At 63.1% G+C, this 26481-nt stretch carries 24 protein-coding genes and 1 pseudogene; 12 read left to right on the forward strand and 13 right to left on the reverse strand.

Annotated features, from left to right (window positions below; genetic code table 11):
* Positions 1-110: 110 nt before the first annotated feature.
* A complete protein-coding gene (gene chrA / locus B0G77_RS08335; protein ID WP_133661702.1) occupies positions 111-1313 on the forward strand; it encodes a chromate efflux transporter in 1203 nt (400 codons plus the stop codon).
* 33 nt (positions 1314-1346) lie between these two features.
* On the opposite strand, the gene B0G77_RS08340 is transcribed toward chrA, so the two are convergent.
* On the reverse strand, positions 1347-2276 hold the full coding sequence (locus B0G77_RS08340; RefSeq protein WP_133661703.1) for a bifunctional helix-turn-helix transcriptional regulator/GNAT family N-acetyltransferase: 930 nt from the start codon (positions 2274-2276) through the stop codon (positions 1347-1349).
* Positions 2277-2653: 377 nt separating this feature from the next.
* Here B0G77_RS08340 and B0G77_RS08345 point away from each other — a divergent pair, with 377 nt between their 5' ends.
* The 5 genes from B0G77_RS08345 to nagE all read left to right on the forward strand — a co-directional run bounded on the left by B0G77_RS08345 (position 2654) and on the right by nagE (position 10036).
* A complete protein-coding gene (locus tag B0G77_RS08345) occupies positions 2654-3388 on the forward strand; it encodes a GntR family transcriptional regulator (protein ID WP_133661704.1) in 735 nt (244 codons plus the stop codon).
* 60 nt (positions 3389-3448) lie between these two features.
* Positions 3449-4552, forward strand: a complete 1104-nt coding sequence (gene nagA / locus B0G77_RS08350) for an N-acetylglucosamine-6-phosphate deacetylase (RefSeq protein WP_133661705.1) — start codon at positions 3449-3451, stop codon at positions 4550-4552.
* Positions 4536-5552: an SIS domain-containing protein gene (locus B0G77_RS08355; protein WP_208116405.1), complete on the forward strand. Its 1017-nt coding sequence runs from the start codon at positions 4536-4538 to the stop codon at positions 5550-5552. The genes nagA and B0G77_RS08355 overlap by 17 nt, the downstream gene beginning before the upstream one ends.
* A gap of 12 nt (positions 5553-5564) precedes the next feature.
* The gene (gene ptsP, locus B0G77_RS08360) at positions 5565-8150 is read left to right on the forward strand and encodes a phosphoenolpyruvate--protein phosphotransferase (protein WP_208116406.1); all 2586 of its coding nucleotides are present in this window, start codon (positions 5565-5567) and stop codon (positions 8148-8150) included.
* Between the two features lie 107 nt (positions 8151-8257).
* Positions 8258-10036 carry an N-acetylglucosamine-specific PTS transporter subunit IIBC gene (gene nagE / locus B0G77_RS08365; protein ID WP_133661707.1) on the forward strand — a complete coding sequence of 593 codons (1779 nt, stop codon included), beginning with the start codon at positions 8258-8260 and terminating at the stop codon, positions 10034-10036.
* 95 nt (positions 10037-10131) lie between these two features.
* On the opposite strand, the gene cydX is transcribed toward nagE, so the two are convergent.
* The 5 genes from cydX to rpoH form a co-directional block, all read right to left on the reverse strand.
* Positions 10132-10263: a cytochrome bd-I oxidase subunit CydX gene (gene cydX / locus B0G77_RS08370; protein ID WP_133661708.1), complete on the reverse strand. Its 132-nt coding sequence runs from the start codon at positions 10261-10263 to the stop codon at positions 10132-10134.
* A 61-nt stretch (positions 10264-10324) separates the two neighbouring features.
* Positions 10325-11461, reverse strand: a complete 1137-nt coding sequence (gene cydB, locus B0G77_RS08375) for a cytochrome d ubiquinol oxidase subunit II (RefSeq protein WP_133661709.1) — start codon at positions 11459-11461, stop codon at positions 10325-10327.
* 34 nt (positions 11462-11495) lie between these two features.
* Positions 11496-13088, reverse strand: a complete 1593-nt coding sequence (locus B0G77_RS08380; RefSeq protein WP_133661710.1) for a cytochrome ubiquinol oxidase subunit I — start codon at positions 13086-13088, stop codon at positions 11496-11498.
* Entirely contained in the window at positions 13078-13338 is a 261-nt protein-coding gene (cydP, locus tag B0G77_RS08385; protein WP_133661711.1) for a cytochrome oxidase putative small subunit CydP, read from the reverse strand. The genes B0G77_RS08380 and cydP overlap by 11 nt, the downstream gene beginning before the upstream one ends.
* 315 nt (positions 13339-13653) lie before the next feature.
* Positions 13654-14589 carry an RNA polymerase sigma factor RpoH gene (gene rpoH / locus B0G77_RS08390; protein ID WP_133661712.1) on the reverse strand — a complete coding sequence of 312 codons (936 nt, stop codon included), beginning with the start codon at positions 14587-14589 and terminating at the stop codon, positions 13654-13656.
* A 217-nt stretch (positions 14590-14806) separates the two neighbouring features.
* On the opposite strand from rpoH, the pseudogene B0G77_RS08395 reads away from it, so the two are divergent.
* Together B0G77_RS08395 and B0G77_RS08400 are read left to right on the forward strand one after the other, a co-directional pair.
* Positions 14807-15056: pseudogene (locus B0G77_RS08395) on the forward strand (acyloxyacyl hydrolase); the annotation flags it as partial.
* 49 nt (positions 15057-15105) lie between these two features.
* A complete protein-coding gene (locus B0G77_RS08400) occupies positions 15106-15492 on the forward strand; it encodes a nuclear transport factor 2 family protein (protein ID WP_133661713.1) in 387 nt (128 codons plus the stop codon).
* A gap of 110 nt (positions 15493-15602) precedes the next feature.
* Here B0G77_RS08400 and leuA read toward each other — a convergent pair whose 3' ends face one another.
* Positions 15603-17270, reverse strand: coding sequence for a 2-isopropylmalate synthase (leuA, locus tag B0G77_RS08405; protein WP_133661714.1), 1668 nt, complete (start codon positions 17268-17270; stop codon positions 15603-15605).
* 509 nt (positions 17271-17779) lie between these two features.
* Positions 17780-18754: a DNA-binding protein YbiB gene (gene ybiB, locus B0G77_RS08410; protein ID WP_133661715.1), complete on the reverse strand. Its 975-nt coding sequence runs from the start codon at positions 18752-18754 to the stop codon at positions 17780-17782.
* Positions 18755-19036: 282 nt separating this feature from the next.
* Here ybiB and maiA point away from each other — a divergent pair, with 282 nt between their 5' ends.
* Complete coding sequence (gene maiA / locus B0G77_RS08415) at positions 19037-19681, forward strand: maleylacetoacetate isomerase (RefSeq protein ID WP_133661716.1); 645 nt, start codon at positions 19037-19039, stop codon at positions 19679-19681.
* Positions 19682-19774: 93 nt separating this feature from the next.
* Here maiA and ftsY read toward each other — a convergent pair whose 3' ends face one another.
* Positions 19775-20980, reverse strand: coding sequence for a signal recognition particle-docking protein FtsY (gene ftsY / locus B0G77_RS08420; RefSeq protein WP_133661717.1), 1206 nt, complete (start codon positions 20978-20980; stop codon positions 19775-19777).
* Between the two features lie 230 nt (positions 20981-21210).
* On the opposite strand from ftsY, the gene rsmD reads away from it, so the two are divergent.
* From rsmD to B0G77_RS08435, 3 genes are all read left to right on the forward strand, one after another.
* The gene (gene rsmD, locus B0G77_RS08425; RefSeq protein ID WP_133661718.1) at positions 21211-21828 is read left to right on the forward strand and encodes a 16S rRNA (guanine(966)-N(2))-methyltransferase RsmD; all 618 of its coding nucleotides are present in this window, start codon (positions 21211-21213) and stop codon (positions 21826-21828) included.
* A 111-nt stretch (positions 21829-21939) separates the two neighbouring features.
* A complete protein-coding gene (gene coaD / locus B0G77_RS08430) occupies positions 21940-22446 on the forward strand; it encodes a pantetheine-phosphate adenylyltransferase (RefSeq protein ID WP_133661719.1) in 507 nt (168 codons plus the stop codon).
* 65 nt (positions 22447-22511) lie between these two features.
* Positions 22512-22769 carry a YfhL family 4Fe-4S dicluster ferredoxin gene (locus tag B0G77_RS08435; RefSeq protein WP_133661720.1) on the forward strand — a complete coding sequence of 86 codons (258 nt, stop codon included), beginning with the start codon at positions 22512-22514 and terminating at the stop codon, positions 22767-22769.
* Positions 22770-22865: 96 nt separating this feature from the next.
* Here the strand turns inward: B0G77_RS08435 and hisC are convergent, their stop codons facing one another.
* From hisC to B0G77_RS08455, 4 genes are all read right to left on the reverse strand, one after another.
* Complete coding sequence (hisC, locus tag B0G77_RS08440) at positions 22866-23945, reverse strand: histidinol-phosphate transaminase (RefSeq protein WP_133661721.1); 1080 nt, start codon at positions 23943-23945, stop codon at positions 22866-22868.
* A 69-nt stretch (positions 23946-24014) separates the two neighbouring features.
* Positions 24015-24617: an aminoacyl-tRNA hydrolase gene (gene pth, locus B0G77_RS08445; protein WP_133661722.1), complete on the reverse strand. Its 603-nt coding sequence runs from the start codon at positions 24615-24617 to the stop codon at positions 24015-24017.
* Between the two features lie 128 nt (positions 24618-24745).
* Positions 24746-25363: a 50S ribosomal protein L25/general stress protein Ctc gene (locus B0G77_RS08450; protein WP_133661723.1), complete on the reverse strand. Its 618-nt coding sequence runs from the start codon at positions 25361-25363 to the stop codon at positions 24746-24748.
* 150 nt (positions 25364-25513) lie between these two features.
* On the reverse strand, positions 25514-26467 hold the full coding sequence (locus tag B0G77_RS08455; RefSeq protein ID WP_133661724.1) for a ribose-phosphate pyrophosphokinase: 954 nt from the start codon (positions 26465-26467) through the stop codon (positions 25514-25516).
* Between the last annotated feature and the right edge of the window lie 14 nt (positions 26468-26481).

Below are 26481 nucleotides of genomic sequence, written 5' to 3' on the forward strand. Positions count from 1 at the left end.
CCGCGCAATCCGCGCCGTTTCGTTGTACAGACAGGCCGCGTGTCGATGGTGCGAGCGCTGCAACATTCGCGGCCGATAATCCATTACACCCGTTCGATATCGACAACCGCATGGCTTCCACGGCTCCGCCCGTTCGACTTTCCGCACCGCACATCTTCCTGATTTTTCTAAGGCTCGGGCTGACCTGCTTTGGCGGACCGGTCGCGCATATCGGCTTCTTTCGCGACGAGTTTGTCAAACGCCGCGCGTGGCTCAGTGACGAAGCTTTCGCCGACATCGTCGCGTTGTGCCAGTTCATGCCCGGACCCTCGAGCAGTCAGGTCGGAATCGCGCTCGGACTGAGGCAGGGTGGCTTGCCCGGCGCCGTCGCCGCATGGCTCGGTTTCACGTTGCCGTCGGCTGCGTTGCTGTGCGCGTTCGGCCTGGCGATGGCGCACTACGGAAACGCAGTCGGACATGGCTGGCTACAGGGCCTTCAACTCGTTGCGGTGGCCGTCGTGGCGCAGGCGCTGTGGAACATGGCGCGAACGCTTTGTCCCGATGCGCTGCGAATCACGATCGCAGCGATCGCGACCGCGCTGATGCTTGCGTTCAGTTCGCCGTTCGCACAGGTTGGCGTGCTGCTGGCCGGCGCTGTCGCCGGCTGGCTGCTGCGCGCTCACCTGCCCGAGCCGCGTGTGTCGGCGGATCAACACAGGATTGCTACACCTGCCCATTCGGCGGTCGCGCTGGTATCGTTCGTCGCGCTATTGTGCGTGCTGCCTGTGGTGGCGGCTGCGTCGGGAAGTTACGCGCTGAATCTCTTCAGCAGTTTCTTTCGCGTCGGCTCGCTTGTGTTTGGCGGTGGGCATGTGGTGCTGCCGTTGCTCGAGTCGGTTGTCGTGGGGTCAGGCTGGGTCAAGGCCGATGCGTTTATCGCCGGGTACGGCGCCGCACAGGCGGTGCCCGGACCGCTGTTCACCTTTGCGGCGTTTCTCGGCAGCGTGTCGAGCCGGCAGCCGGCAGGCGTTGCCGGCGCAGCGATCGCGGTCGTCGCGATCTTTCTGCCGTCGTTCCTGCTGGTGATCGGCGTGCTGCCATGGTGGGATAGTGTGCGCACGACGACCGGCGTCCGGTATGCGTTGATGGGGGTCAACGCGGCCGTCGTCGGGTTGCTGGCCGCAGCGTTATATTCACCGCTTTGGGTGAGCGCGATTCACAACGCAACCTGTCTTGTGCTCGCCGCGGTCGCGCTGCTCCTTCTGACGATGGCGCGTTTTCCGCCGTGGCTGGTGGTGGGAATGGCAGCGGCGCTCGGATACTTCGTGCTGTGATTTCGCGGCGCCACGCCGTACCGTCCACGGAGCCTATAACTCGCGTTCCCAACGCTCTATGGTGAGCTCGGAGCCGAAGCGTCGTTCGGGATTCGCCGCCGCGCAGGTAAAGCCACTTCGCTCGCACAGCCGGCGCGCTCCCGGAAGCGTGGCTGCCGTAGATACCGTCAGTTTCGTGTAGTCCGCCTGCGCCGCAAAGCGGGCACACTCGTCCATCAACTGCGCACCGATGCCAAGACGCCGAACATCAGGTTCGACATAGAGCAGCCGCACCCGCGCGACCGTCGCCGATACACCGGCAACCAGTGCCGACCCGACGATCGATCCGTCCAGCTCCGCAATCCAGCCTGTCTCGCGCACGGGATCGTGCTGTCGCGCAAAGTCGGCCACGACCTGCGCGAGCTGCGCCTCGAAGGTGTGGTCCCAGCCGTGTTCAAGCGCGAAAAGCTGCGCCTGGCGATGCACCAGCCAGCCGTACTCGCCCGCCTGCGGTGCGCGCAGCGTGATGACCATGTCGCGCCGGTTGCCGTGGTCGAGTAGCCGTTCGACGACGCGCATCGCCGCGATGAGTTGCTCCTGCGATGCCGGATCCAGCCGAAGCAGCACAGAGGACACCTCGTCGATGGCGGCTGCGTCGAGCGGCTCGTACGCAGCGCGGCCTAAGTCGGTAAGCGCAAGGAGCGATTGCCGCGCGTCGATGTCGGACGGGCGCCGGGAGATCAGATTGCGTCGCTCGAAGCTGGTCAACAGCCGGCTCAGGTAGCCGCTGTCCAGACCAAGGCTGCGTGTGAGCGCGGCGGCGGTGTCGGCTTCGCCGCGCGACAGTTCATGCAGCACGCGGACTTCCGTCAGTGAGAAGGCGCTCTTTTGCAGGCGCTCATGCAGGGCACCGATGTGCCTGGTATAGAAACGGTTGAAATGGCGTACGGCTTGAGCGCGTCGCAGCACCTCTGGATCAGTCAACGTCAGGCCCCCCGGCGGTATTTTTTTCTGTAGAGCAAACTGCACTATATGCGATCGCATCCCTCATACAAACACGGTTTGACACAATCTGAGGCGTATTGGTACTAAAGAGGTATTGTCATATTCACCGATTAGCATCCCCCAATGCAGACCAGTCGAGGCCTCTGGTACGCGAGAAACGGCCGTTGTACGGGTAAATCCCGATCCAGTAAGGTCTTGTCATGCAACCTTTTAATTCGATTGAATCGCCCGCTTGACAAGGCTTTGGTGGAGGTTGGGCCCATTAGTACCAGATGGTTTGACTGGTATTATGTTGGTTATATAATGGGCTCCACTTTCAACAGGCCGCGCTTTCGATTACCGACCGCCGGAGCCCCATGGAAACTCGCTGGTCCGCCTTGATGCCTGACGTGCGCAACGTCACGCCGCTCTACCTGCAACTCGCGCGCAATCTCGCGACAGCGATCCATTGCGGCGTCTGGTCGGCCGGCGAGGCGTTGCCGTCGGAGCGCACGCTGTCGGATGCGATCGGCGTCTCACGGATCACCGCACGCAAGGCGATCGAACTGCTGGTCGAGCAGGGCTTGATCCGGCGCGCCCGGGGCGCGGGCAGTTTCATTACGCCGCGCGTCGAAGATCCGCTATCCCGCCTCACGGGCTTCACGAAAAAGATGGAGCAGCGCGGCTTCCGGCCGGATTCGGTCTGGCTCGAGCGCGAGATCCGCGCGGCCAACCGCGACGAAATCGTTCACCTCGGGTTGTCACCGGGCGCGCCGGTGGCGAGCCTGCGGCGGCTGCGGCGCGCGGACGGCATCGTGATGGCGGTCGAACATTCGGCGCTGCCCGCATCGATCGTGCCGGACCCGCAGGCGATTGGCCTCTCGCTGTACAGCTATCTGGAGCAGCGCGGCATGGCCGTGGTCCGCGCGCTGCAGCACTTTCGCGCGGTCAACGCGACGAGCGAGATTGCGGGCCTGATGGACATCGAGCCGCGCACGGCGCTGCTTGTCATCACGCGCATCGGCTACAGCGCCGACCAGCGCGCGATCGAACTGACCGACACCTATTGCCGCGACGACTACTACGACTTCGTCGCCGAATTGCGGCAGTAGGGCGGAACGCTGGATAGCAGGATCAGTCCTGGACGCCTCACGCATCATCAGAGAAGACACATGCTGACCGGAAACATACTGACTACCGAAGGCTGGATCCACGGCACGATCGAGTTCGCAAACGGGCGGATTACGTCGCTCACGGGCGAGCGGGTCGATCCTGCGACGAACAACGATCCCTACCTCCTGCCGGGCTTCATCGACCTGCACGTGCATGGCGGCGGCGGCTCCGACGTCATGGAGGGGGGCGATGCGATTGAAACCATCACCCGCACGCACGCACGCTACGGTACGACGAGCCTGCTCGCCACCACGATGACCGCGCCGCGCGACGAACTGATGCGCGTCGTCGCAGGTCTCGGCGAGCTGGCCCGCGTGCGCACGCCGGGCGGTGCACGCGTGCTTGGCGTGCATCTCGAGGGACCGTATATCAACCCGGGCAAACTGGGCGCGCAGCCCGACGCCGCGGTCTCGGCGGTGCTCGACGAAGTGCTCAAGTATCTGTCGATCGCGCCGATTCGCGTGGTGACGCTCGCGCCGGAAATCTCCGGGCACATGGACATCATCTCCGAGATGGCGGCGCGCGGCGTGCGCGTGCAGCTGGGCCATTCGCTCGGCACGTACGACGACGCGGTCGCCGCCCTCAAGCACGGTGCCTGTGGCTTCACGCATCTGTTCAACGCCATGTCGGCGCTGCATCACCGCAATCCTGGGCTCGTCGGCGCGGCGCTCGCGCACGCCGAATTCGCCGAAATCATTCCTGATCTGCTGCATGTGCATCCGGGTGCGATCCGCGCTGCGATCCGCGCGATTCCGCGCCTGTATGTGGTGACCGACAGCACGTCGGCCACCGGCATGCCCGACGGCGAATACCGCCTCGGCAGCCAGCATGTCACGAAGTGCCTTGGGGGCGTGCGTCTCGCCGACGGCACGCTCGCCGGCAGCACCCTGACGATGGATCAGGCGCTGCGCAACCTCGTCTCGCTCGGCCTGCCAATGGCCGACGTATCAAACCGTTTGTCGCGCTATGCCGCCGACTACCTCGGCATCGAAGACCGTGGCCGCATCGCGCGCGGCGCGTGGGCTGACGTCGTCGTGTTTGATCGTGAACTGACCTTGAGCGCGACTTACGTCGAAGGAGAATCGATTGTCGAATATGCTTAACGAGGCGCTGGCGTCCGCTGAAGTGGTCGCCGCGCAACTCGCCGATATGTCGTGTGTCGAAGCGCTCGCGGGGAAGCTTGCCGAAGAGCCGCGCCATGTCGCGCTGACCGTGGCGCGCGGCAGCTCGGATCACGCGGCCAGTTATTTCGCCAGCCTCACGATGAGCCGCCTCGGGGTGCCGGTCGCGTCACTGCCGATGTCGGTCGCGACGCTGCAACAGGCGCCGCTGAAAGTGCAGGGCCAGCTGGCCCTGGCGTTTTCGCAGTCGGGCAAGAGCCCGGATCTGGTCGGCACGATGATCGCGCTGCGCGACGCGGGGGCGCTGACGGTGGCCGCGGTGAATGCGCCGTCGTCGCCGCTTGCCGATGCGTGCGAGTTTCATCTGCCGCTCGTCGCCGGTCCTGAATTGAGTGTGGCCGCGACCAAAAGCTATATCGCGATGCTGTCGCTGTCTGCGCAACTGGTCGCGCACTGGCAGCGTGACGATGCCTTGCTCGCGGCGCTGCGCTCGCTGCCCGACGTGTTGCGCAAGGCAGGCACGCTCGACTGGTCGAAGGCCGTCGACGAATTGCGCGGCGTCGAGCGCATGATCGTGATCGGTCGTGGTCTCGGTCTCGCGATCGCGCAGGAAGCCGCGCTCAAGCTGAAGGAAACTTCCGGCATCCAGGCCGAAGCGTTTTCGAGCGCGGAAGTGCGTCATGGTCCGATGGAACTAATCGATCGCGACTACCCGCTGCTCGTTTTCGCGCCCCGCGGACCCGAGCAGGCTGGCCTGATCCAGCTCGCGAGCGACATGGAAGCGCGTGGTGCACGCGTGCTGCTAGCCGCACCGGACGACGTGCCGCAAGCGTCCTTGCCGCTCGTGTCCACCGATCATCCGGCGCTCGATCCGATCGCCGCGATTCTTTCCTTTTATGTGATGGCTGCCGGCCTCGCCGCTGCACGCGGACGCAATCCGGATACCCCGCGCCATCTGAATAAAGTCACCGAAACTCACTGAACGAGAAATCAGATGCGACGTGTTGAGGAGCCCCGCTTGATGAGCCATTCCCACGGCGATATTGTTCTGCTCGCGCCATTGACTGGCCCGGTCGTACCGCTCGCCGACGTGCCCGATCCTGTGTTTTCGGGCGGCATGTTCGGCGATGGAATCGGCATTGATCCGTTGACCGGCCAGCTCGTGGCGCCCTGCGACGGCGTGGTGACGCATCTCGCGCGCACGGGTCACGCATTGACGCTCGCGACGACTGAAGGCGCGGAAATCCTGCTGCACATCGGCATCGATACCGTCGAGCTGAGCGGCAAGGGTTTCACGCCGAAAGTCGCGCAGGGCGCATCGGTTCGTGCTGGCGATTTGTTGATCGAATTCGATCTGGACTACATAGCATCCGCGGCGCCGAGTCTTGTGTCGGTCATCGCGATCGCGAACTCCGAAGCGTTCGAGATTGTCGAGCGTCCGGCAAACGGCATGCTGAAGGCCGGCGAAAGCCCGCTCTTCACGCTGCGCGCACGCGGGGGTGCGGCGGCTGAAGCGTCGCGCCAGGCGACCTACGTAACCGAGGAAGCGCGTCAGCTGGTGACGCTGAAACATCCCGGCGGCTTGCACGCACGGCCTGCTGCGCGTGCCCGCGAAGCAGCGCGGGGCCTCGATGCGCGCGTCGAAGTCCGCTATGAAGGACGCAAAGCGGCGATCGAAAGCGTCGTTGGTTTGCTGGGCCTTGGCGCTGGCGAAGGGGCCACGATCGAGATCCTCGGCGTAGGTACACAGGCAGAAGCGGCGGTCGAGGCGGTCGCGCGTGAATTGCTGCGTGAGGCACACGGTGAAGCCGAAGAGAGGCCGGCGCGGCAAAGCTCACCCGCTCCAGAGCAGGTGATGCGTGCTGTCGGCGAGCCGCTCGCGCCGAATACGCTCGCGGGCGTGTGCGCCGCGCCCGGCATCGCCGTTGGCAAGATCGTTCGTTGGGATGATGCGGATATCGATCCGCCCGAAGCCGCAAGCGGCACGTGCGCCGCCGAAAGCCGCCTGCTTGACAAGGCGATTGCGTCTGTCGACGCAGACCTCGGTTCGACGGTTCGCGACGCGTCGCAACGCGGTGCGCACGGCGAAGCGGGCATTTTCGCGGTGCATCGCGTGCTGCTCGAAGACCCCACGCTGCTCGACGCCGCGCGCGATCTGATCAGCCTCGGCAAGAGCGCGGGCTTCGCGTGGCGCTCGGCGATCCGCGCGCAGATTGACGTGCTCACGAACATCCAGGACGAACTCCTCGCCGAACGCGCTGCGGATCTTCGCGATATCGAGAAGCGCGTGCTGCGTGCGCTTGGGTATTCGAATCAGGTGGGTCGCGAGTTGCCTGACGAAGCCGTGCTCGTTGCAGAGGAGTTCACGCCGTCGGATCTGTCATCGCTCGATCGTGCGCGTGTGACCGCCCTTTTGATGGCACGCGGTGGCGCAACCTCGCATGCAGCGATTATCGCGCGGCAGATCGGCATTCCGGCGCTTGTCGCCGTGGGCGATGCGCTGTTTGCGATTGCGGACGGCACGCAGGTGGTCGTCGATGCGAGCGCGGGCCGGCTTGAACATGCGCCGACGGCGCTCGATGTCGAACGCGCGCGTACGGAGCGCGAGCGTCTGGCCGGCGTGCGTGAAGCGAATCGCCGCACGTCGCAACAGGCTGCCTCGACCAGTGATGGCCGCGCGATCGAAGTCGCCGCGAACATCGCGACGCTCGACGATGCGAAGACCGCCGTCGAAAACGGCGCCGACTCGGTGGGCCTCTTGCGCACCGAACTGCTTTTCATCCACCGTCAGGCGGCGCCGACCGTCGATGAACATCGCCAGAGCTATCAGACGATCGTGGAAGCACTGGGCGGCCGTACGGCGATCATCCGCACGCTCGACGTCGGCGCAGACAAGGAAGTCGACTACCTGACGCTGCCGCCCGAACCGAATCCGGCGCTGGGCCTGCGCGGCATCCGTCTTGCCCAGGTGCGTCCCGACCTGCTCGACGACCAGTTGCGCGGCCTGCTCGCCGTGCAGCCGCTGGGTGCCGTGCGGATCCTGCTGCCGATGGTGACCGATTCCGGCGAACTGGTTCGACTGCGTAAGCGCATCGACGAACTGGCGCGTGAAGCGGGCCGCACAGGCGCGATCGAAGTCGGCGTGATGATAGAAGTGCCGTCGGCGGCGCTGCTCGCGGACCAGCTGTCGCAGCACGCGGACTTCCTGTCGATCGGGACCAACGACCTGACGCAATACACGCTCGCGATGGATCGCTGCCAGGCCGATCTCGCCGCGCAGGCGGATGGACTGCATCCGGCTGTGCTGCGTCTCATCGATACAACCGTCAAAGGTGCGGCAAAGCACGGCAAGTGGGTTGGCGTATGCGGTGCGCTTGCTGGCGATCCGCTGGCCGTGCCCCTGCTGGTCGGCCTTGGCGTCACCGAGCTGTCGGTGGATCCGGTCTCTGTGCCGGGCATCAAGGCGCGGGTGCGCAAACTCGATTATCAGCTGTGCCGTCAGCGCGCCCAGGACATCCTGGCGCTCGATTCGGCGCAGGCGGTAAGAGCCGTGAGCCGCGAAGTCTGGCCGCAGGACTGAACCCGGGTCCACCCGCGCGCCCGCAATGACGTAAAGCAACGACGTAGGCAACGACGTAGTCAACCGCTACGACCACATATCAACGACGATAAGGATTGGAGATATCAATGGATGGGAATCCGTTTCTGAAGATTCAGCGCCTCGGACGGGCGCTGATGCTGCCGATTGCAGTACTGCCGGTCGCTGGCCTGCTGCTGCGTCTCGGCCAGCCCGATGTATTCAACATTAAGATGATCGCCGATGCTGGCGGCGCGATTTTTGACAACCTGCCGCTGCTGTTTGCAATCGGCGTGGCAGTCGGCTTCGCGAAGGACAACAACGGCGTGGCGGCGCTCGCAGGGGCGATCGGCTATCTCATCCAGATCGCGGTGATGAAGGACATCAACGACAAGCTCAACATGGGCGTGCTGTCGGGGATCGTCGCCGGTATCGTTGCGGGCCTGCTTTACAACCGGTACAAGGACATCAAGCTGCCCGATTACCTCGCATTCTTCGGAGGGAAACGCTTCGTGCCGATTGCCACCGGGGTGGTGTGTCTGGCGACAGGCATCGTGTTCGGCTACGTGTGGCAGCCCGTGCAGGCCGTCATCGATCTGGCCGGGCACTGGCTCACGACGGCAGGCGCGATCGGCACCTTCGTGTTCGGCGTGCTGAACCGCCTGCTGCTGGTCACCGGTCTGCATCACATCCTGAATTCGCTCGCATGGTTCGTGTTCGGCAACTTCACGCCGCCGGGCGGCGCAGCGGTGACGGGCGACCTGCATCGCTTCTTCGCCGGCGACCCGACTGCGGGCGGCTTCATGACGGGCTTCTTCCCGGTCATGATGTTCGGCCTGCCCGCGGCCTGCCTCGCGATGTTCCACGAAGCACCGAAGGAGCGCCGTGCAGTGGTTGGCGGCCTGCTGTTCTCGATGGCGCTCACGTCTTTCCTGACGGGCGTGACGGAGCCGATTGAATTCAGTTTCATGTTCCTCGCACCGGTGCTGTATGTGATCCACGCTTTGCTGACCGGGGTGTCGCTCGCGATCTGCTCGGCGCTTGGCATTCACCTTGGCTTCACGTTCTCGGCCGGCGCGATCGACTATGTGCTGAACTACGGCTTGTCGACCCGCGGCTGGTGGGCGATTCCGATCGGCATCGTGTACGCGGTGGTGTACTACGGTCTGTTCCGCATCTTCATCGGCAAGTTCAACATGGCGACGCCGGGCCGCGAACCGGCAAACGGCGATGCACAGATCGACGCGCCCGCAGCGGGCGGCTACGTCGCGCCGGTGACCGGAGTTGCGGCGACGCGTGCGCAGCGGTACATCGCAGCACTGGGCGGCGCGTCGAACCTGACGCTCGTCGATGCCTGCACGACGCGTCTGCGTCTGTCGGTGGTGGATTCGGGCAAGGTGTCCGAAGCGGATCTGAAGACGATCGGCGCGCGGGGCGTACTCAAGCGCGACGCAACCAACGTGCAAGTGATCATCGGGCCGGAAGCCGACATGATCGCAGACGAAATCCGTACGGCGATCGATCAGGGAAATGCGGTCGGAACGAAACCGGCTGCGACTACTCCGGCAGCTCCGGTTGCCAGCGCGCCGGTGGCAGCGGTAGGGGCATCGGCGGGCGGACCGCTGGATCCGGATCCTGTGCGCTGGCTCGCCGTGTTCGGCGGCGCGAGCAACGTCAGCTCGCTCGATGCGGTGGCTGCGACACGTCTGCGCATCGTGGTGCGGGACCCGTCGACGGTGGATCGTCAGTTGCTGTCGGGGCTGGATGTCGCGTGGGTGTCGGCGGATACCTTCCACATCGTCGTGGGGCAGGCTGCTGCGCGCTACGCGCAGCAAATGTCGGCTCGTTTGCCGACAGCATCGGGTGGAGCGACGCCCCAGCCGGCCTGATGGGTGAGCACCTGTCGGTGTGAATGAAAAAAGAGCGGCGCCTTGGGGCGCCTCTCTTTCGCTTACCGCGTGAATCGCCGTCAGTGACGCGTTCTTCAGTCCTGACGCTGTCTGAACGCCGCACCGCTACCTGTAGTGCCGGTTCGCCGCGATTCGAGCCACATCACGTTGATGATGCCGAACGCGAGTGCCACACCTACTCCGAGTATCCAGCTGAAATACCACATCTCATGCTCCTTTGAATCTGTATCGGTCGGCGCTGCCCGAAGGGCCGGCGCCGCCTGAAGGTCAGTACATCGAATGGCTGTTTTCCGCGAGCGCGGCGGCGGTGACCTTGCCCCGCATCACGCGATACACCCAGGCTGTATAGAGCAGGATGATCGGCAGGAAAATGATGACGGCGACCAGCATGATCTGCAACGTCATCTGGCTCGAGGTCGAATCCCAGACGGTGAGGCTGCTGCGCCCGTCGAGCGACGACGGCATGATGAACGGAAACATTGAAAATCCCGCCGTCAGGATCACGCCTACCACCATCAGCCCGCTCGAGATGAACGCCGTCTTTTCGAACCTTGACCCGGCGAGTAGCAATGCCAGCACGCCGCCAAGCACACCCACGAGCGGCGCCGCGATCATCCACGGATACGTCGAGTAGTTGGTGAGCCAGAGGCCCGGTGCGCCCAGCACGGTTTTCAGAAGCGGATTGGCGACGGTATCGAGCGGCGCGGCGTCAACGATCTGATAGCCGCCGATCATCGTGGCCACCAGCACGCCGGCAATCAGGAATAGTGCGACGGCGACGAGCGATGCGACCCGCAGCGCCACCGATGCACGGCGCGCGACGATGCCGTCCGTCTTCATCTTCACGAACGCCGCGCCATGGGCTGCGAGCATCGACATGCTGACAAGCCCGCACAGCAACGCGAACGGATTGAGCAGGCCGAAGAAGCTGCCGTGATAGGTGACGCGCAGATCGGTATCGAACGAGAACGGTACGCCTTGCAGCAGATTGCCGAACGCGATGCCGATGACGAGCGGTGGCACGAAGCCGCCGATGAACAGACCCCAGTCCCACGCGGTGCGCCAGCGCGGATTGTCACGTTTGCCGCGATAGTCGAAACCGACTGGCCGGAAAAACAGCGAGAACAGCACGAGCAGCATCGCGAAATAGAAGCCCGAGAACGATGCGGCATAGACGAGCGGCCATGCTGCAAACATCGCACCGCCTGCCGTCACGAACCAGACCTGGTTGCCTTCCCACGTCGCGCCGACCGTATTGACGATGATGCGTCGTTCTTCGTCGCTCTTGCCGATGAAGGGCAACAGGATGCAGGCGCCCATGTCGAAGCCATCGGTGAGCGCGAAGCCGATCATCAGGGTGCCGATCAGCACCCACCAGATCACCTTGAGCGTTGCGTAGTCCATAGTGTTCTTTCCCGTAAAGGAGACTGGTTGCGGCTCACGCGACCGTATTGGCAGGCAGCGCCGCGGCGCGCGCATCCTGCTCGTGGTGATAGCGTCCGGTATGAAGCGACGACGGTCCGAGGCGCGCGTACTTGAACATCAGCATGATTTCGATGACGAAGAGCCCGGTGTAGAACACCACGAAACCGGCAAGGCTCAGGTACAGGTCGCCCGGCTCAAGGCTCGATGCAGCCAGCGTGGTCGGCAGGATGCCGGCGATGCTCCACGGCTGGCGGCCCATTTCAGCGACGATCCAGCCGAATTCAGCTGCGATCCACGGCAGGGGAATCGCCCACACGGCCCAGCGCAGGAACCAGCGGCGCTTGTCGAGCAGCAAGGTGCGTTGCGCGCAGAACCAGAACGCAAGCACGAAGGTCGCGAGGAACAGCAGGCCGAGACCTACCATCAGGCGAAACGAGAAGAACAACGGCAGGACTGGCGGAATGGTCCTCTTCGCTGCCAGGGCAATCTGTTGCGGTGTCGCGTCAGTGACGTTCGCCGTGAACTGCTTGAGCAGCAAGCCGTAGCCAAGATCGTCCTTGTGCGCAGCGAAGGCTGCGCGGTCTTCGTCGGTAGCGTCGTTTTCCCTGAGTTTTTGCAGCGCGCTATACGCAATCATGCCGTTCTTGATGCGCGCCTCGTTGAGCACCATCAGGTCTCTGAGCCCTACGACCGGTTCGTCGAGCGAGCGGGTCGCGATGATGCCGAGCGCGTAGGGAACGCGGATCGCATAGTCGGTGCGCTCTTCCTGCTGGTTGGGAATGCCAAAGATGGTGAATGGTGCGGGCGCAGGAGCGGTCTCCCATTCCGATTCGATTGCCGCGAGTTTGACCTGCTGCACTTCACCGGTGCGATAGCCGGATTCGTCGCCAAGCACAATCACGCACAGCGTCGACGCGAGACCAAAACCCGCGGCGATCGCAAACGAACGCAGTGCAAATTCGGTATCGCGACGCTTCAGCAGATACCACGACGACACGCCGAGCACGAACATCGCCGCCGTCACATAGCCTGCTGACACGGTGTGCACGAACTTCACCTGCGCGACCGGGTTGAACAACACCGCAAAGATGCTGGTGAGTTCCATGCGCATTGTTTCGTAGTTGAACTCAGCGCCAACGGGATTGTTCATCCAGCCGTTCGCGACGAGGATCCACAGCGCCGAGAGGTTCGAACCCAGTGCGACGCAAAAGGTGACGATCAGATGCTGCACCTTCGACAAACGCTTCCAACCGAAGAAGAACAGCCCGACGAAGGTCGATTCGAGAAAGAATGCCATCAGCCCTTCGACGGCTAACGGCACGCCGAAGATATCGCCGACGTAGTGTGAGTAGTACGACCAGTTGGTGCCGAACTGGAATTCGAGCGTGAGACCGGTTGCGACGCCCATCGCGAAATTGATCCCGAAGAGCTTGCCCCAGAACTGGGTCATGTCCTTGTAGATCTGTTTGCCGGTCATGACGTAGACCGACTCCATGATGACGAGCAGCCACGACAGGCCGAGCGTCAAGGGGACGAAAAGGAAGTGATAGAGCGCCGTGACGGCGAACTGTAGGCGCGAGAGATCGACGACTTCGCTAGCGGGCATGCGGATCACCTTGGGACGGATGCGAGGCAGGGATGGCGAACAGCGCCTGCGCAACTTGCGCGGGCGGCATCGACATGTGATCCGCCTGCGGATGATTGAAGAATGCGTATTTGATGATCATCAGCAGCGCGAACTTGATCGCGAGCACGATGACGATGTCGCGTGCAAAGGTCGGGCCGCGCGCCCACGCGGCGCAGCGCGCGCGCAGGCGCCGGGGGGAGGGACTCCTGTGGTTCAACGTTATGGTCATGATCGTTCGATACGGCTCCATGTGAGGGACACCGGTCGGGCCGCTCGATGCAGCCAGGCGAATGCATAACGGAATTCTAGGAGCGGGATAGTCCGCGCGTGAGTTCGGCGCTGCGGCATAGGGTCGCGAGGAGGAACCCGCGAAACCAGTATCACCGCGGGGTTTGCTCTACGTCAACAAAAAGGCATTCAGGCGAATCGGAAACGACCCGCAAACAGAACGCGATGCCAACAAAAAAGCCCTGCGATCTTTCGATCGCAGGGCCCGGGTGCCTGCTTGCTGCACCGGACGGGCCGGCAGCAGCGGGATTGCCTGTTATGCGTACTCGTTCAACGCACTACGCATTTTCTTCATTGCGCTCGCCTCGATCTGGCGGATGCGTTCTGCCGATACACCGAACTCGTCGGCCAGTTCGTGCAGCGTCGAGCCACCCGAACCGTCGTCCTCGACCTGCAGCCAGCGTGCCTCGATGATGCGGCGGCTACGCGCGTCGAGCGATTCGAGCGCGCTGGCGATGCCGTCGCTTTGCAGCCTGTCGCGCTGACGTGCGGCGAGTACGGCTGTCGGCTCATTGTGCGAATCGGCGAGCCACGCGATCGGCGAGTAAGCCTCTTCGCCATCCTCGACCTGGCCCTCCAGCGCGATATCGCCGCCCGACAGACGCGTTTCCATTTCGGCCACTTCTTCGCGCTTGACGTTCAGCTCGTTGGCAAGACCTTCGATTTCCTCAGGCGTAAATGCCTGGAAGCCTTGCTTGTGGCTGCGCAGGTTGAAGAACAGCTTGCGCTGCGCCTTGGTTGTCGCGACCTTCACCATGCGCCAGTTGCGCAGGATGTACTCGTGAATCTCAGCCTTGATCCAGTGCATCGCATATGACACGAGACGCACGTTCTGCGTCGGATCGAAGCGCTTCACGGCCTTCATCAGACCGATATTGCCTTCCTGGATCAGGTCTGCATGCGGCAGGCCGTAGCCGAGGTAGTTGCGCGCGATCGATACGACGAGGCGCAGATGCGACAGGACAAGACGGCGCGCAGACTCGAGATTGTTCTGCTCGCGGAATTCAGTGGCGAACTGGCGTTCTTCCGCCGGCGTCAGCATCGGAATCCGGTTAACGGCCTGGATGTAGGCGTCGATATTGCCCAACTGGCCGGGCAGCAGCGAAAAATGCGCGAGCGCCAGTGCACCTGCCGGAGCGGCCTTAGCCGACGACGGGCTCAGAGTACTCGGAAGGGTCAATGCGTTGCTCACGTATAAAACTCCTCAGAAACAGGAAGCCAGAAACGACTTCTCGGTGGATGTTAGCACTCCGGTAAGGAGACTGCTAATACTTAGAAGCGGTAGGGTCATCGAAGTTCCGTAAAAACTATTGGAACGTCACCTCTAATAGTTTTGTAGGCTAACTCTACAAACCCTGCTGCCCCCCGCACACTTTACTGGGTGCCGTCGCCTGGAAGGGCTGGATGACTCCGGCACGGTCCGGCCGTTCGTCGAGGCAGGGGCCGGTGTGCAACTGCTGACGAGTACGGCCATCTCCGAATCGCACAGGATGTCGACGGCATTCCAGTTCGCCAACATGGTCGGCATCGGGGGCGCAGTTCGGCTGTCGCCAGCAGTACCTTGCGGGCCTCCGGTTTCAGCATGTATCGAACGGCGGTATCAAAGAGCCGAATCCTGGTATAAATTTCAGCCAGCTATATCTGCAATACAACTTCTGATGATCGGGGCTGCCGGCAGCGGTGCCCTGCGATGCAAAGGGGCTGAGCGATGGCGGCAGCAAAAGTGATCGAGGCGATTCGGGGACTGGAGCGTGACCGCTTTCGCGCGATGGTCGACGGAAACGGAGAACTGCTCGACGCGTTGCTGTCGGACAGCGTGATCTACGTTCATACGAACGGCAAGCGTGAGTCGAAGCAGCAGTTCATCGACGCGATTACGGCCGGGCGTCGTCGTTACCGGCAGATCGAGATCCAGTCCCAGGAAGTGCTGACGGTGGGAAGCGAAACCTGCGTGGTCACGGGCCGCGCGCTGATCGAGATGGAAGCGAACAATGGCGCACTGCTCTTTCCGATCGCCTACACGGCGGTTCAGACCCAGGAAGCCGGGCAGTGGCGGCTGATCGCATGGCAGGCGACGCGTTGCGCGCTCGAGTGACCCGATGGTTTCGGGGCTCGCCAGTCCGCCTCGTGAGCGGGCTGTGCACGTCGGCGTCATGTTTCGACGCTGGCGTTAAAGCGATCGCCTGCCGGCGGTTCTCCTGACCTCTATGCGGCGGCGCGCCGCTCCACCGGCTTCCAGACCGCGCGATTGACACCACTTACGAGCGCATCGACGGCCGCCGTCGCGACATCCTCACTGACCCCTACGCCATAACGAACGGGCCGCTCGCCGACTCGGCAGCCGACGAACACCGCCGTGCGGCCGTCCGCGGTGCGCAGGCATTCGTATGACGTGATCTCGACCGGATGTCGGGCCGCGGTAGCCACGGCGTGCGCGGCTGCACGCGCGTGGTCTTCGCCTGCCTCGTGGCCTTCAGTGTGCGTTTCGTCCGGTTCCGGCACTTTCAACTCGCGGTTTTCCCAGCGCACGGTGGTTTTGTTGACGCGCACTGCGGGGCCGTCGGTCTCGAAGTACTCGCGGGCGAAAAGAGCGCAGACGGCGTCGCCTGTCACTTCTTCGCCGGATTGATCCGCGACTGCCTGCACCGCATGACTGAACTCGATCTGCACGCGGCGCGGCGGCGTGAAGCCCATGCCGCGCTCGAGAAGATACGTCGCGCCGCCCTTGCCGGACTGGCTGTTCACGCGGATCACGGCGTCGTAGCTGCGGCCAAGATCGGCCGGATCGACGGGCAGGTACGGCACTTCCCAGACCGCGTCCGGCGACAGCTGCGCGAAGCCTTTGCGGATCGCATCCTGATGCGAGCCCGAGAAGGCGGTGAACACCAGGTCGCCCGCGTAGGGGTGACGCGGATGCACCGGAATCTGGTTGCAGCGCTCGACGACACGACGCACCGCGTCGATATCGGAGAAATCGAGGCCCGGATCGACGCCCTGCGTATAGAGATTCATCGCGAGCGTGACGAGGTCGACGTTTCCGGTGCGCTCGCCGTTGCCGAAGAGACACCCTTCGACGCGGTCCGCGCCGGCCATCAGCGCGAGTTCTGCGGCGGCCACGGCGGTGCCGCGGTCGTTATGCGGATGGATCGACAGCACGATGCTGTCGCGGTAGCCGAGGTTGCGGTCCATCCATTCGATCTGGTCGGCGAACACGTTCGGCGTCGCGGCTTCGACCGTGGCCGGCAGATTGATGATCATTTTGTGATCGCGCGTCGGGCGCCAGGTTTGGGCGACCGCGTCGCACACTTCGCGGGCGAAGGTCAGCTCGGTCATGCTGAAAGTTTCCGGCGAATACTGGTAGATCCAGTGCGTCTGCGGGCGTGCGTCGGCGTATTCGCGGATGATCCGCGTGCCCGCCACGGCCAGCGCCTTTACCTCATCCTTCGACTGGTTGAACACGATCTTGCGGAACGACGGGCAAATCGCGTTGTACAGGTGCACGATCGCGCGCGGCACGCCTTCGAGTGCCTCGAAGGTGCGGGCGATCAGCTCTTCGCGCGACTGTACGAGCACCTCGATCGTGACGTCGTCGGGAATGCGCTTTTCGCCGATCAGGCGACGAACGAAATCGAAGTCGGTCTGCGAAGCCGACGGAAAGCCGACTTCGATTTCCTTGAAGCCGATGGCCACCAGTGTCTCGAAGAATTCGAGCTTCTGCTCGATGCTCATCGGTTCGATCAACGACTGGTTGCCGTCGCGCAGATCGGTGCTCATCCAGACAGGCGCGCGTTCGATCGTGCGACCCGGCCATTTTCGGCCGGTCAGCCGGACTGCGGGGAAGGGGCGATATTTTTCAGCAGGGTTGTGCAACATGGTGAGCCTCGTTCGTTTTGTCGTGTGCGAATGGATGTGGCGTCGAGCGGCTGGCGGGTTGCCACAGATGCACGGTCCGCCAGCCGGGGGCTAGCGGTAGCAACGAACGGGCGCGAACGAAGAACGTCATGGCGATGATGACGCTGGTGACGATCATGGCTTGTGCCCATGCGACGTGCATTTTGACCCTCGCGATTCGTCCGAACGGTAAACGGACGAACACAGACGACTTACAGGTTGTGAAGGGAACTACGGGGTTGGGGTGAAGCTGGAACTGCCGGAACTGCTCTGAGGACCGCGCGAATTGCCGATGCGCGGCGCTACGTCTGACTTACGCTAGACGTAGCGATAGGGGCCGCGGTAGGCGGCCGAAGGTAATTCGGAGGGTGTTCGGAAAGGAGCGCATCGGCAGAATGTATGCCAGTGCGGCGGGATGTGTCAACCGGCGATCTGGCGGCGAGCCCACGTCGGGGCAGCGCCAGATTCCCCGAACCGGCCGCGCAACCGCGTCAGGCGGCGCGTCTGGCGATATCGACGATCAGTTCCACCTGTCGCGCGATTGCCGACGGCACAGGCGCGTCGCCGCACAGGACTGCGTCGATCCAGGCAGCCGTCGTGGCGGCGTCGCGTCCTTCCGGCAGTTCGACTTCCGGTGCGTCCGACGACGAGCGCTCGGCGGCTACGACCGTTTCGCAAATTCCGTCGTGCAGCCAGTCGACCTGGACCTGGCGACGTGTATCAGCGACCGCCTCGCCTTCGGTGCCACGGGCGAGCAACGCACCGCCCGCTGCTGCCTCAGGGTGCGCCTTGAACAGTTGCGTGAGGCTCTCGCGATAGGGCGGATGCGTGTAGTTCACGAGGCGCAGTCCGTGCGGCGTGAACGGCTGGAGGATCTTGACCAGGGTATGCGTCGAATTGCGTACGCCCATCCGGCGGCGCAGCGCGAGCAGGCGCGCGAGCTTCGGTGCGAGGGTCGCGATCGGCGAGAACGCCAGGCGGCGCGCGGTGAGCGCTGCTTCGATATCGGCGTGTGTCTGCACCGATGAAATGCCGAGGTGCGTAAAGATTTCGGCGCTCGTTACCCGGCCGGGATCTTCGGTCACGCCGTGCACCAGCACCGGCACGCCTTCGCGGGCGAGCAGGAGCGCGAGTAGCGGCACGAGATTCGGTTGCTTGCGCGCGCCGTTGTAGCTCGGTATCGACACGGCCTGAAACGCATCGTGCTGCACGCGGATCGGCTCGAACGAAGTCTGCGCGGCCGCGAGCATCGCGGCGAGTTCGTCCCCGGTTTCGCCTTTGACGCGATAGGCCAGCAGCACCGCGCCGAGTTCGAGGTCGGATACGCGGCCGTCGAGCATCGCGGTGTAAAGCGCGTGGGTGTCGTCGGAAGATAGCGCGCGGGCGCCATTCGGCCCCCGGCCAATTTCCTTGATGAAGCGGGCGCACGGGAAGGCGGCGAGAGCGGTGTCGGTAGCGTCGGTCATCGGCTTGAGGCGTAGAGGCGTGCTTGCCCGATTGCGAGGGCTGCGACGTCAATTCAGCGGAACGGTTTTGTAAGTCATTCAGTATCGCATCAACCGCGATCCCGCAAGGTGGCGGTGTGCGCGCGTTACACTCACCTTTTTGCCGCCACGCATGTGGCGCTCACCAGAAAAACGGGGAACAGGATGAGTTACGTGTTTGCGCCGAAGCCGGTTGCGGCGGCGCCGGACTCGGCGAGTTCAGTGTGCGCGTCGTCTGAGGCGGGCGAGTGGGGGACAGGAAGCATGAAGCTTTATAGTTATTTTCGTAGCTCGGCGTCGTATCGCGTGCGCATCGCGTTGAACCTGAAGAACCTGTCGTACGACTACGTGCCAGTTCATCTGGTGCGAGGTGGCGGCGAGCAGCTATCGCCTGAGTACCGCAAGCTGAATCCTGATGCGGTCGTGCCGACGCTCGTCGACGGTGACGACGTCATCACGCAGTCGCTGGCGATCATCGACTGGATCGAAGAAACGCGTCCCGAGCCGCCGCTTTTGCCGTCTACGGCCTCCGATCGCGCGTATGTCCGTTCGGTCGCGCTGCAGATCGCGTGCGAAATTCATCCGCTCAATAATCTACGGGTGCTCAGATACCTGAAGCGCACGCTCGGAGTGAGCGATGAAGCGAAGGACGCGTGGTACCGGCACTGGATCGAAGCGGGTTTTGCAACGCTCGAGGCTCATCTCGTGAGCGATGGACGCGCGGGCAAGCTGTGTTTCGGCGACACTCCGACGCTTGCCGATGCGTGTCTGGTGCCGCAGGTGTTCAACGCTCATCGCTTCAAGATCGACACCGCGCCGTTTCCGACGATTCATCGTATCTACGAGTACGCGATGCAGATTGACGCTTTCCAGCGCGCGGCGCCCGAGCAGCAGCCGGATGCGGAGTGAGTAGCGGACGTACTGTCTTGCTGCAGACGTGACAAGGGGCGGCCAGCGGACGCCCCTTGTTTACTCCGATCCAGCCCGGAATGTGCGCGGACTTTACGCGCCCAGCAATGCGTCGGAGAATTCCTCCGCATTGAACGGCTGCAGGTCTTCGACCTTCTCTCCAATGCCGATGAAGTACACGGGCACCGGACGTTGCCTCGCGATCGCGGCCAGAATCCCGCCCTTCGCCGTGCCGTCGAGTTTCGTGATGATGAGGCCGGTCAGGCCGAGCGCGTCGTCGAACGCCTTCACCTGGGCGAGCGCGTTCTGTCCGGTGTTGCCGTCGATCACGAGCAGGACTTCGTGCGGTGCACCGTCCATGGCCTTGCCGATCACGCGCTTTACCTTGCGCAACTCTTCCATCAGATGCAGTTGCGTCGGCAGACGGCCAGCCGTGTCGGCCATCAGCACGTCGATCTTGCGCGCACGCGCCGCGCCGACCGCGTCGAAAATGACCGCTGCCGGATCGCCGCTTTCCTGCGAGACGACCGTCACGTTGTTGCGCTGCCCCCAGATCGCGAGCTGCTCGCGCGCGGCTGCGCGGAAAGTATCGCCGGCGGCAAGCAGCACCGACTGGTCGAACCGCTGCAGATGTTTCGCGAGCTTGCCGATGCTGGTGGTCTTGCCGGCGCCGTTGACGCCCGCAATCATCATCACGAGCGGTTGCGCCCGGCCGAGCATCATCGATTTCTCGAGCGGTTTCAGCAGATCGATCAGCAGCGAGCGCAGCGCGGCTTTCACCTGTTGCGGATCGGTAAGCCGTTCGGCGCGGACCTTTTCGCGCAGCGTTTCAAGCAGGAACTCGGTCGCATCGACACCCGCATCCGACATTAGCAGTGCGGTTTCGAGCTCTTCATACAATTCGTCGTCGATCTTCGCACCGACGAAGATGCCCGTGAGGTTCGAACTTGTCTTCGACAGGCCGGATTTCAGGCGCGTCAGCCACGATTGCTTTGCGGAAGGCTCCGGCGCGGGCGGCGGGACGATTTCGACGGTTTCGATGGCGTTGTCGTCTGCCGGTAGCGGCGCAGGCGTGAGAGCGGCCGGTGCTGTCTGCGACGCAGCGGCCGTGGCGGGCTGAGTTGTGGGAGACGGCGCCTGTACGGTCGGCGCAACGGGCGCAGGGGCCGGGCGCAAGATTGCAGGCGCCTCCGGCACGAGCGGCATTTCATCCGGTCCTGTTTCTTCCTCGACCGGAGATTCCTGCGGCGCGGTCTCGGAGGTTTTCGAGCCCTTGAATCGTTTGAAAAAGCTGAACATGATCTGGCTTGGTGAGAGAGCGCGCGCCGATGTCCGCGCCCCGTCGGTCTGGCGGCAGCGGCAGGCAGCGTAGCAATGCGGGATGCAAGGCGCTGGAAGCCGGTCATTTTATCAGGCGTGTCCGGCCGCGTCGTTGCAGGCGTCGGCACGATGCGGCGCAGGCGTGTGGTAACGTTGGCGCTCTGGCCCGCACCTGGCGCGGGCAATCCGTTCAGCGACCCGATTTCCGTATGTCCCGTTCTTCCCCTTCCCGCGCGCACGGCGCGTCCTCCGGCCGTAGTAAGGCGCCACACGCGATCCGCATAATCGGGGGCGACTGGAAGCGTACGCCGCTGCCTGTGCTCGACCTTGACGGTCTGCGTCCGACGCCCGATCGCGTGCGCGAAACGCTCTTTAACTGGCTGGGTCAGCGGCTCGATGGCCAACGCTGTCTTGATCTCTTTGCAGGCAGTGGGGCGCTCGGCTTCGAGGCCGCGTCGCGCGGCGCGGCGCGCGTGGTGATGGTTGAGCGCAATGCGCGTGCGGCCGGGCAATTGCGCGCGAACCAGGCGAAGCTGGCTGCGAAGGCGATCGAAATCGCCGAAGCCGACGCGCTCCGTCTGGCCGCGAGTCTCGCGCCGGGATCATTCGACGTGGTATTTCTCGACCCGCCGTTCGACTCCGATCTGCTCGAGCGCTCGCTGGCGCTGGCTGCGCCGCTCGTCACCGCCGACGGTTTTCTCTACGTTGAAGCCGGTGACGCGCTCGATATCGCACAGACGGAAGCGCTGGCTGGCTGGAGCATCGTCCGGCAAGGCAAGACGGGGGCGGTCCACTTTCATTTGCTGCAGCGCGAAAATGAGGAATAATGCGCGTTCCATAACAAGCGCCGGACGGCTGCCGTCACGCGCGCAACCGTCGCTGGACGTGCCCGGTGGGCATGGATCCACCCGTTTGTGTGATCAGAGAGGAGAAGTCTCATGGTAGTCGCCGTGTACCCGGGCACGTTCGACCCGCTGACGCGCGGTCACGAAGATCTCGTTCGGCGGGCGTCGAGCATTTTCGATACGCTGGTCGTCGGCGTCGCCGACAGCCGCAACAAGAAGCCGTTCTTTACGCTCGAAGAACGCCTCGACATCGCTCATGAAGTGCTTGGTCATTATCCGAATGTGCAGGTGATGAGCTTCAAGGGCCTCCTGAAAGACTTCGTGCGCACCAACAACGCGCGGGTGATCGTGCGGGGCCTGCGCGCCGTGTCGGACTTCGAATATGAGTTCCAGATGGCCGGCATGAACCGCTATTTGCTGCCTGACGTCGAAACGATGTTCATGACGCCGTCCGATCAGTATCAGTTCATCTCGGGCACGATCGTCCGCGAGATCGCGCAGCTTGGCGGCGATGTCAGCAAGTTCGTGTTCCCGTCGGTCGAGAAATGGCTGAAGGAAAAGGTCGCGGCCCTCGAGCAGGATTCAGCGGGACAGCCGTAAGCGGCGTAAACTATCCGTTGGTGGAATGACTGTCGGCTGCGCGCCGGCGTGAAGTGAGAAGAAGTATGGCCTTGATGATTACCGATGAGTGCATCAATTGCGACGTCTGCGAGCCGGAGTGCCCGAACGACGCGATTTCGATGGGCCCGGAAATCTATGTGATCGATCCGAAGAAATGCACCGAGTGCGTCGGGCATTTCGACGAGCCGCAGTGTCAGCAGGTGTGTCCCGTCGAGTGTATTCCGCGCGATCCGCAGCATATGGAGACGCCGGACGGATTGATGGCGAAATATCACGCTTTGCAGGCGGCGAAGAGTGCCTGATCGCCAGATCAATCGCTTCGCTATCTGGACGTAAAAAAAACCGGGCGACTTCGCCCGGTTTTCATTTTTACCTGGCTGCAGCAGTGCTACTCACCCTCATCCCACATATCCGCCCAGTATGTCGCGAAGGGCGTTGAGCAAAGCGTCGCATTCGGCATCGGTGCCGATCGAAATGCGCAGATGTTGGTCGATGCGCAGCGCCGTGAAGTGCCGCACGAAGATCTCCTTCTCGCGTAGTTGCGTCGCGAGCGTCGCAGCATCGTAGCCCTCGTGTCGCGCGAATACGAAGTTCGCTGCAGAAGGCACCACCTCGAAGCCCAACGCCGTCAGTTTTGCCGACAACCGCTCGCGGCTCGCGACGACCTTATCGCAGCTGTCGCGGAACCACGCGTCGTCTTTGTAGGCAGCGGTGGCTGCAGCCTGCGCCAGGCGGTCGAGCGGGTACGAGTTGAAGCTGTCCTTCACGCGGTTGAGCGCTTCGATCAGTGCGGCGTTACCGAACGCGAAACCCACACGCATGCCGGCCAGCGAGCGCGCCTTCGATACCGTCTGCACGACCAGCAGATTCGGATATCGATCGATCAGCCCGATCGCCGACCCGGTGCCGAAGTCGACATAGGCTTCATCCACCACCACGACCGACTCCGTGTTGCGCTCGAGCAGCCGCTCGATATCGGCAAGCGGCAGCGCGCGACCCGTCGGTGCATTCGGATTCGGGAACAGCACGCCGCCGTTAGGCGCGGCATACTCGTCGAGATGAATCGCGAAGGCTTCGTCGAGCGCAACGGTCCGGTATTCGACTTCGTAAAGCCGTGCATAAGTCGGATAGAAGCTGTACGTGATGTCGGGAAAGAGGATCGGATGCGCGTGCTTCAGCAGCGCCTGAAAGACGTGCGCGAGCACTTCGTCCGAACCGTTGCCGACGAATACCTGTTCCGCCCGGATGCCGTGATGCGCGGCAACGGTCTCGCGCAGCTGGCGAGCCGACGGATCCGGATAGCGTCGCAGAGCATCGGCCGTTTCGCCGAGCTCGCGGCGGATCGCATCAACCACGCGCGGCGACGGCGGGTACGGATTTTCATTGGTATTCAGCTTGACCGGATGCGCGAGCGTGGGCTGTTCGCCCGGCACATACGGCGTCAACCGATGAACGATGTCACTCCAGAAACGGCTCAAACCGACCTCCTGTCGATGGCTGCGCGGTGTGGATGAATGGCGCTGCTTCGGCTGCTTCCACGACGTCTGTTACGCGTTGCGATGCAGTTGCATCATGGCACGTTCGAGTTCGCCCTTGACGACCAGCGGCATCACGGCGAGCGAACGTTCGATCGACGCGTCGATCACATCCTGCTCCTCCCTGCGCGGCGGCTTGAGTACGAAGTTCGCCACATCAGGTTTCGCGCCGGCTCGAGCGCTCTCGGGAATAAGATCGCGTGGATGACCGATACCGATCCGCAACCTCCAGTACTGCTGGGTCGACAGATGCGCGGAGACGTCCTTCAGCCCATTATGGCCACCGCTGCCGCCGCCGAGCTTCAGCTTGACGACGCCAGGCGAGAGATCGAGTTCATCGTGCGCGACGAGGATCTGGTCGGGCAGGATCTTGAAGAAATGCGCAGCCGCGACGACCGATTGCCCTGAGCGGTTCATATAAGTCTGCGGTTCGAGCAGATGCACTTCTTCGCCAAAGAGACGAGCCTTGGCATAGAAGCCGTGAAAGCGCCGCTCGTCGCGCAGCGCCGTGCCCGCCTCACGCGCGAGTTGATCGACCAGCCAGAAGCCGGCATTGTGGCGCGTCGCGGTGTATTCGGCGCCCGGATTACCGAGTCCGACGATCAGCTTGATCATGTGTGGATGAGGGCCCACATACTGCCGGACCAGAAGAGTCGAAAAAAAACCCGCCGGGGCGAACCGCGGCGGGTGACGTCGTCCGTTCCATAGAAACGGATCGAGAGGATTGCTCGCTTATTGTGCGATCAAGCAGCCGGCGTTTCACCTTCGCCTGCAGCAGCGGCTTCGTCAGCCACGGCGCCAGCCGGAACCGTCGCCGATGCGATCACCGGGTTTTCTGCTTCGACGTGTGCAACCAGGGCGACACCCGCCGGCAGCACGATGTCCTTCGCATGCATTATCTGACCGGCTTCGATCTTCGCCAGGTCGACTTCAAGGAACTCAGGAAGCGCGGACGGCAGGCACTCGATTTCGATTTCGTTCACGACGTGCGAGATGATCGCGCCCGACAGCTTCACTGCCGGGTTCGTTTCCTGGTTCATGAAGTGCAGCGGCACCTTGGTGTGCAGCTTCTTCTTCGCGTCGACGCGCTGGAAGTCCACGTGCAGTACGAGCTGACGGAACGGGTGGTATTGCACGTCGCGCAGCAGAACCTGTTGCGACTTGCCTGCCACTTCCAGATCGAGGATCGACGAGTGGAAAACTTCTTTCTTCAGCGCGTGCCACAGCGCGTTGTGATCGAGTTCGATCAGTTGCGGTTGTGCGTCGGCGCCATATACGATTCCCGGCGTCTTGCCGGTAATACGCAGGCGGCGGCTCGCACCCGTACCTTGCAGACTACGCTCGAAAGCGACTACTTTCATCTTGTTTCTCCAATGCACTGCCCGCGACCAGGCAGTAAAAATGGGGCCTTCACGCAATGAGCGCAGGCCCCAGAGCTAGCGGCACGAACCTTCGTCCGTTCGTGCCGATTGAGCAAAAGCGCAGCAAGCTGCGCCTTCGCAAATTCCTGATTATTCCGCGAACAGCGACATCACTGAGTCGCCGCGACGGATACGCGAGAACGTTTCGGCGAGCAGGCCAGCGCTCGTTAGCGAACGGATCTTCGAGCAGGAGCGGGCTTCTTCGCCGAGCGGAATCGTGTCGGTGACGACGAGTTCGTCGAGCGCGGAGTTGGCGATGCGCTCGCCGGCACCGCCTGACAGCACCGGGTGCGTAGCGTAGGCGAACACCTGCTTCGCGCCGCGCTCTTTTAACACCTGCGCCGCCTTGCAAAGCGTGCCCGCGGTGTCGACCATGTCGTCCATGATCACGCAGGTACGGCCTTCGACTTCACCGATGATGTTCATCACTTCCGCGACGTTCGCCTTCGGACGACGCTTGTCGATGATGGCGAGATCGCAGTTCAGCTGCTTCGCAAGTGCGCGGGCGCGAACGACACCGCCGACGTCCGGCGAGACGACCAGCAGGTTCTCGTAGTTCTGCTTGCGCAGATCGCCGAGCAGCACGGGCGTCGCGTAGATGTTGTCGACCGGGATGTCGAAGAAGCCCTGAATCTGGTCGGCGTGCAGATCCATCGTAATGATCCGTTCGACGCCAGCGATTTCCAGCATGTTCGCCACGACTTTCGCCGAGATGGCGACGCGCGCCGAACGCGGGCGTCGATCCTGACGTGCGTACCCGAAATAGGGGATGGCTGCAGTGATCCGGCCGGCAGATGCACGCTTGAGCGCGTCGACCATGATCATCAGTTCCATCAGGTTGTCGTTCGTCGGCGCGCAGGTGGACTGCAGGACGAAAACATCCTTGCCGCGTACGTTTTCCTGAATTTCGACCTGGATCTCACCGTCGGAGAAACGGCTGGCCATTGCCTTGCCAAGTGGAATACCGAGGATTTTGACGACTTCCTGCGCAAGCGCGGGATTCGCGTTGCCAGTAAAAACCATCAGGCCGTCATGGCTGCTCATCATGCACCTGCTTC

Origin of the sequence: Paraburkholderia sp. BL10I2N1, from assembly GCF_004361815.1 — a bacterium.
GTDB lineage: Bacteria > Pseudomonadota > Gammaproteobacteria > Burkholderiales > Burkholderiaceae > Paraburkholderia.

Bases quoted from the DNA above. Each gene is read 5' to 3' on its own strand.
- chrA (WP_133661702.1), top strand. From the start codon at position 111: ATGGCTTCCACGGCTCCGCCCGTTCGACTTTCCGCACCGCACATCTTC.
- B0G77_RS08345 (WP_133661704.1), top strand. From the start codon at position 2,654: ATGGAAACTCGCTGGTCCGCCTTGATGCCTGACGTGCGCAACGTCACG.
- nagA (WP_133661705.1), top strand. From the start codon at position 3,449: ATGCTGACCGGAAACATACTGACTACCGAAGGCTGGATCCACGGCACG.
- ptsP (WP_208116406.1), top strand. From the start codon at position 5,565: ATGCGACGTGTTGAGGAGCCCCGCTTGATGAGCCATTCCCACGGCGAT.
- nagE (WP_133661707.1), top strand. From the start codon at position 8,258: ATGGATGGGAATCCGTTTCTGAAGATTCAGCGCCTCGGACGGGCGCTG.
- cydX (WP_133661708.1), bottom strand. From the start codon at position 10,263: ATGTGGTATTTCAGCTGGATACTCGGAGTAGGTGTGGCACTCGCGTTC.
- cydB (WP_133661709.1), bottom strand. From the start codon at position 11,461: ATGGACTACGCAACGCTCAAGGTGATCTGGTGGGTGCTGATCGGCACC.
- B0G77_RS08380 (WP_133661710.1), bottom strand. From the start codon at position 13,088: ATGCCCGCTAGCGAAGTCGTCGATCTCTCGCGCCTACAGTTCGCCGTC.
- cydP (WP_133661711.1), bottom strand. From the start codon at position 13,338: ATGACCATAACGTTGAACCACAGGAGTCCCTCCCCCCGGCGCCTGCGC.
- B0G77_RS08400 (WP_133661713.1), top strand. From the start codon at position 15,106: ATGGCGGCAGCAAAAGTGATCGAGGCGATTCGGGGACTGGAGCGTGAC.
- leuA (WP_133661714.1), bottom strand. From the start codon at position 17,270: ATGTTGCACAACCCTGCTGAAAAATATCGCCCCTTCCCCGCAGTCCGG.
- ybiB (WP_133661715.1), bottom strand. From the start codon at position 18,754: ATGACCGACGCTACCGACACCGCTCTCGCCGCCTTCCCGTGCGCCCGC.
- maiA (WP_133661716.1), top strand. From the start codon at position 19,037: ATGAAGCTTTATAGTTATTTTCGTAGCTCGGCGTCGTATCGCGTGCGC.
- ftsY (WP_133661717.1), bottom strand. From the start codon at position 20,980: ATGTTCAGCTTTTTCAAACGATTCAAGGGCTCGAAAACCTCCGAGACC.
- rsmD (WP_133661718.1), top strand. From the start codon at position 21,211: ATGTCCCGTTCTTCCCCTTCCCGCGCGCACGGCGCGTCCTCCGGCCGT.
- coaD (WP_133661719.1), top strand. From the start codon at position 21,940: ATGGTAGTCGCCGTGTACCCGGGCACGTTCGACCCGCTGACGCGCGGT.
- B0G77_RS08435 (WP_133661720.1), top strand. From the start codon at position 22,512: ATGGCCTTGATGATTACCGATGAGTGCATCAATTGCGACGTCTGCGAG.
- pth (WP_133661722.1), bottom strand. From the start codon at position 24,617: ATGATCAAGCTGATCGTCGGACTCGGTAATCCGGGCGCCGAATACACC.
- B0G77_RS08450 (WP_133661723.1), bottom strand. From the start codon at position 25,363: ATGAAAGTAGTCGCTTTCGAGCGTAGTCTGCAAGGTACGGGTGCGAGC.
- B0G77_RS08455 (WP_133661724.1), bottom strand. From the start codon at position 26,467: ATGAGCAGCCATGACGGCCTGATGGTTTTTACTGGCAACGCGAATCCC.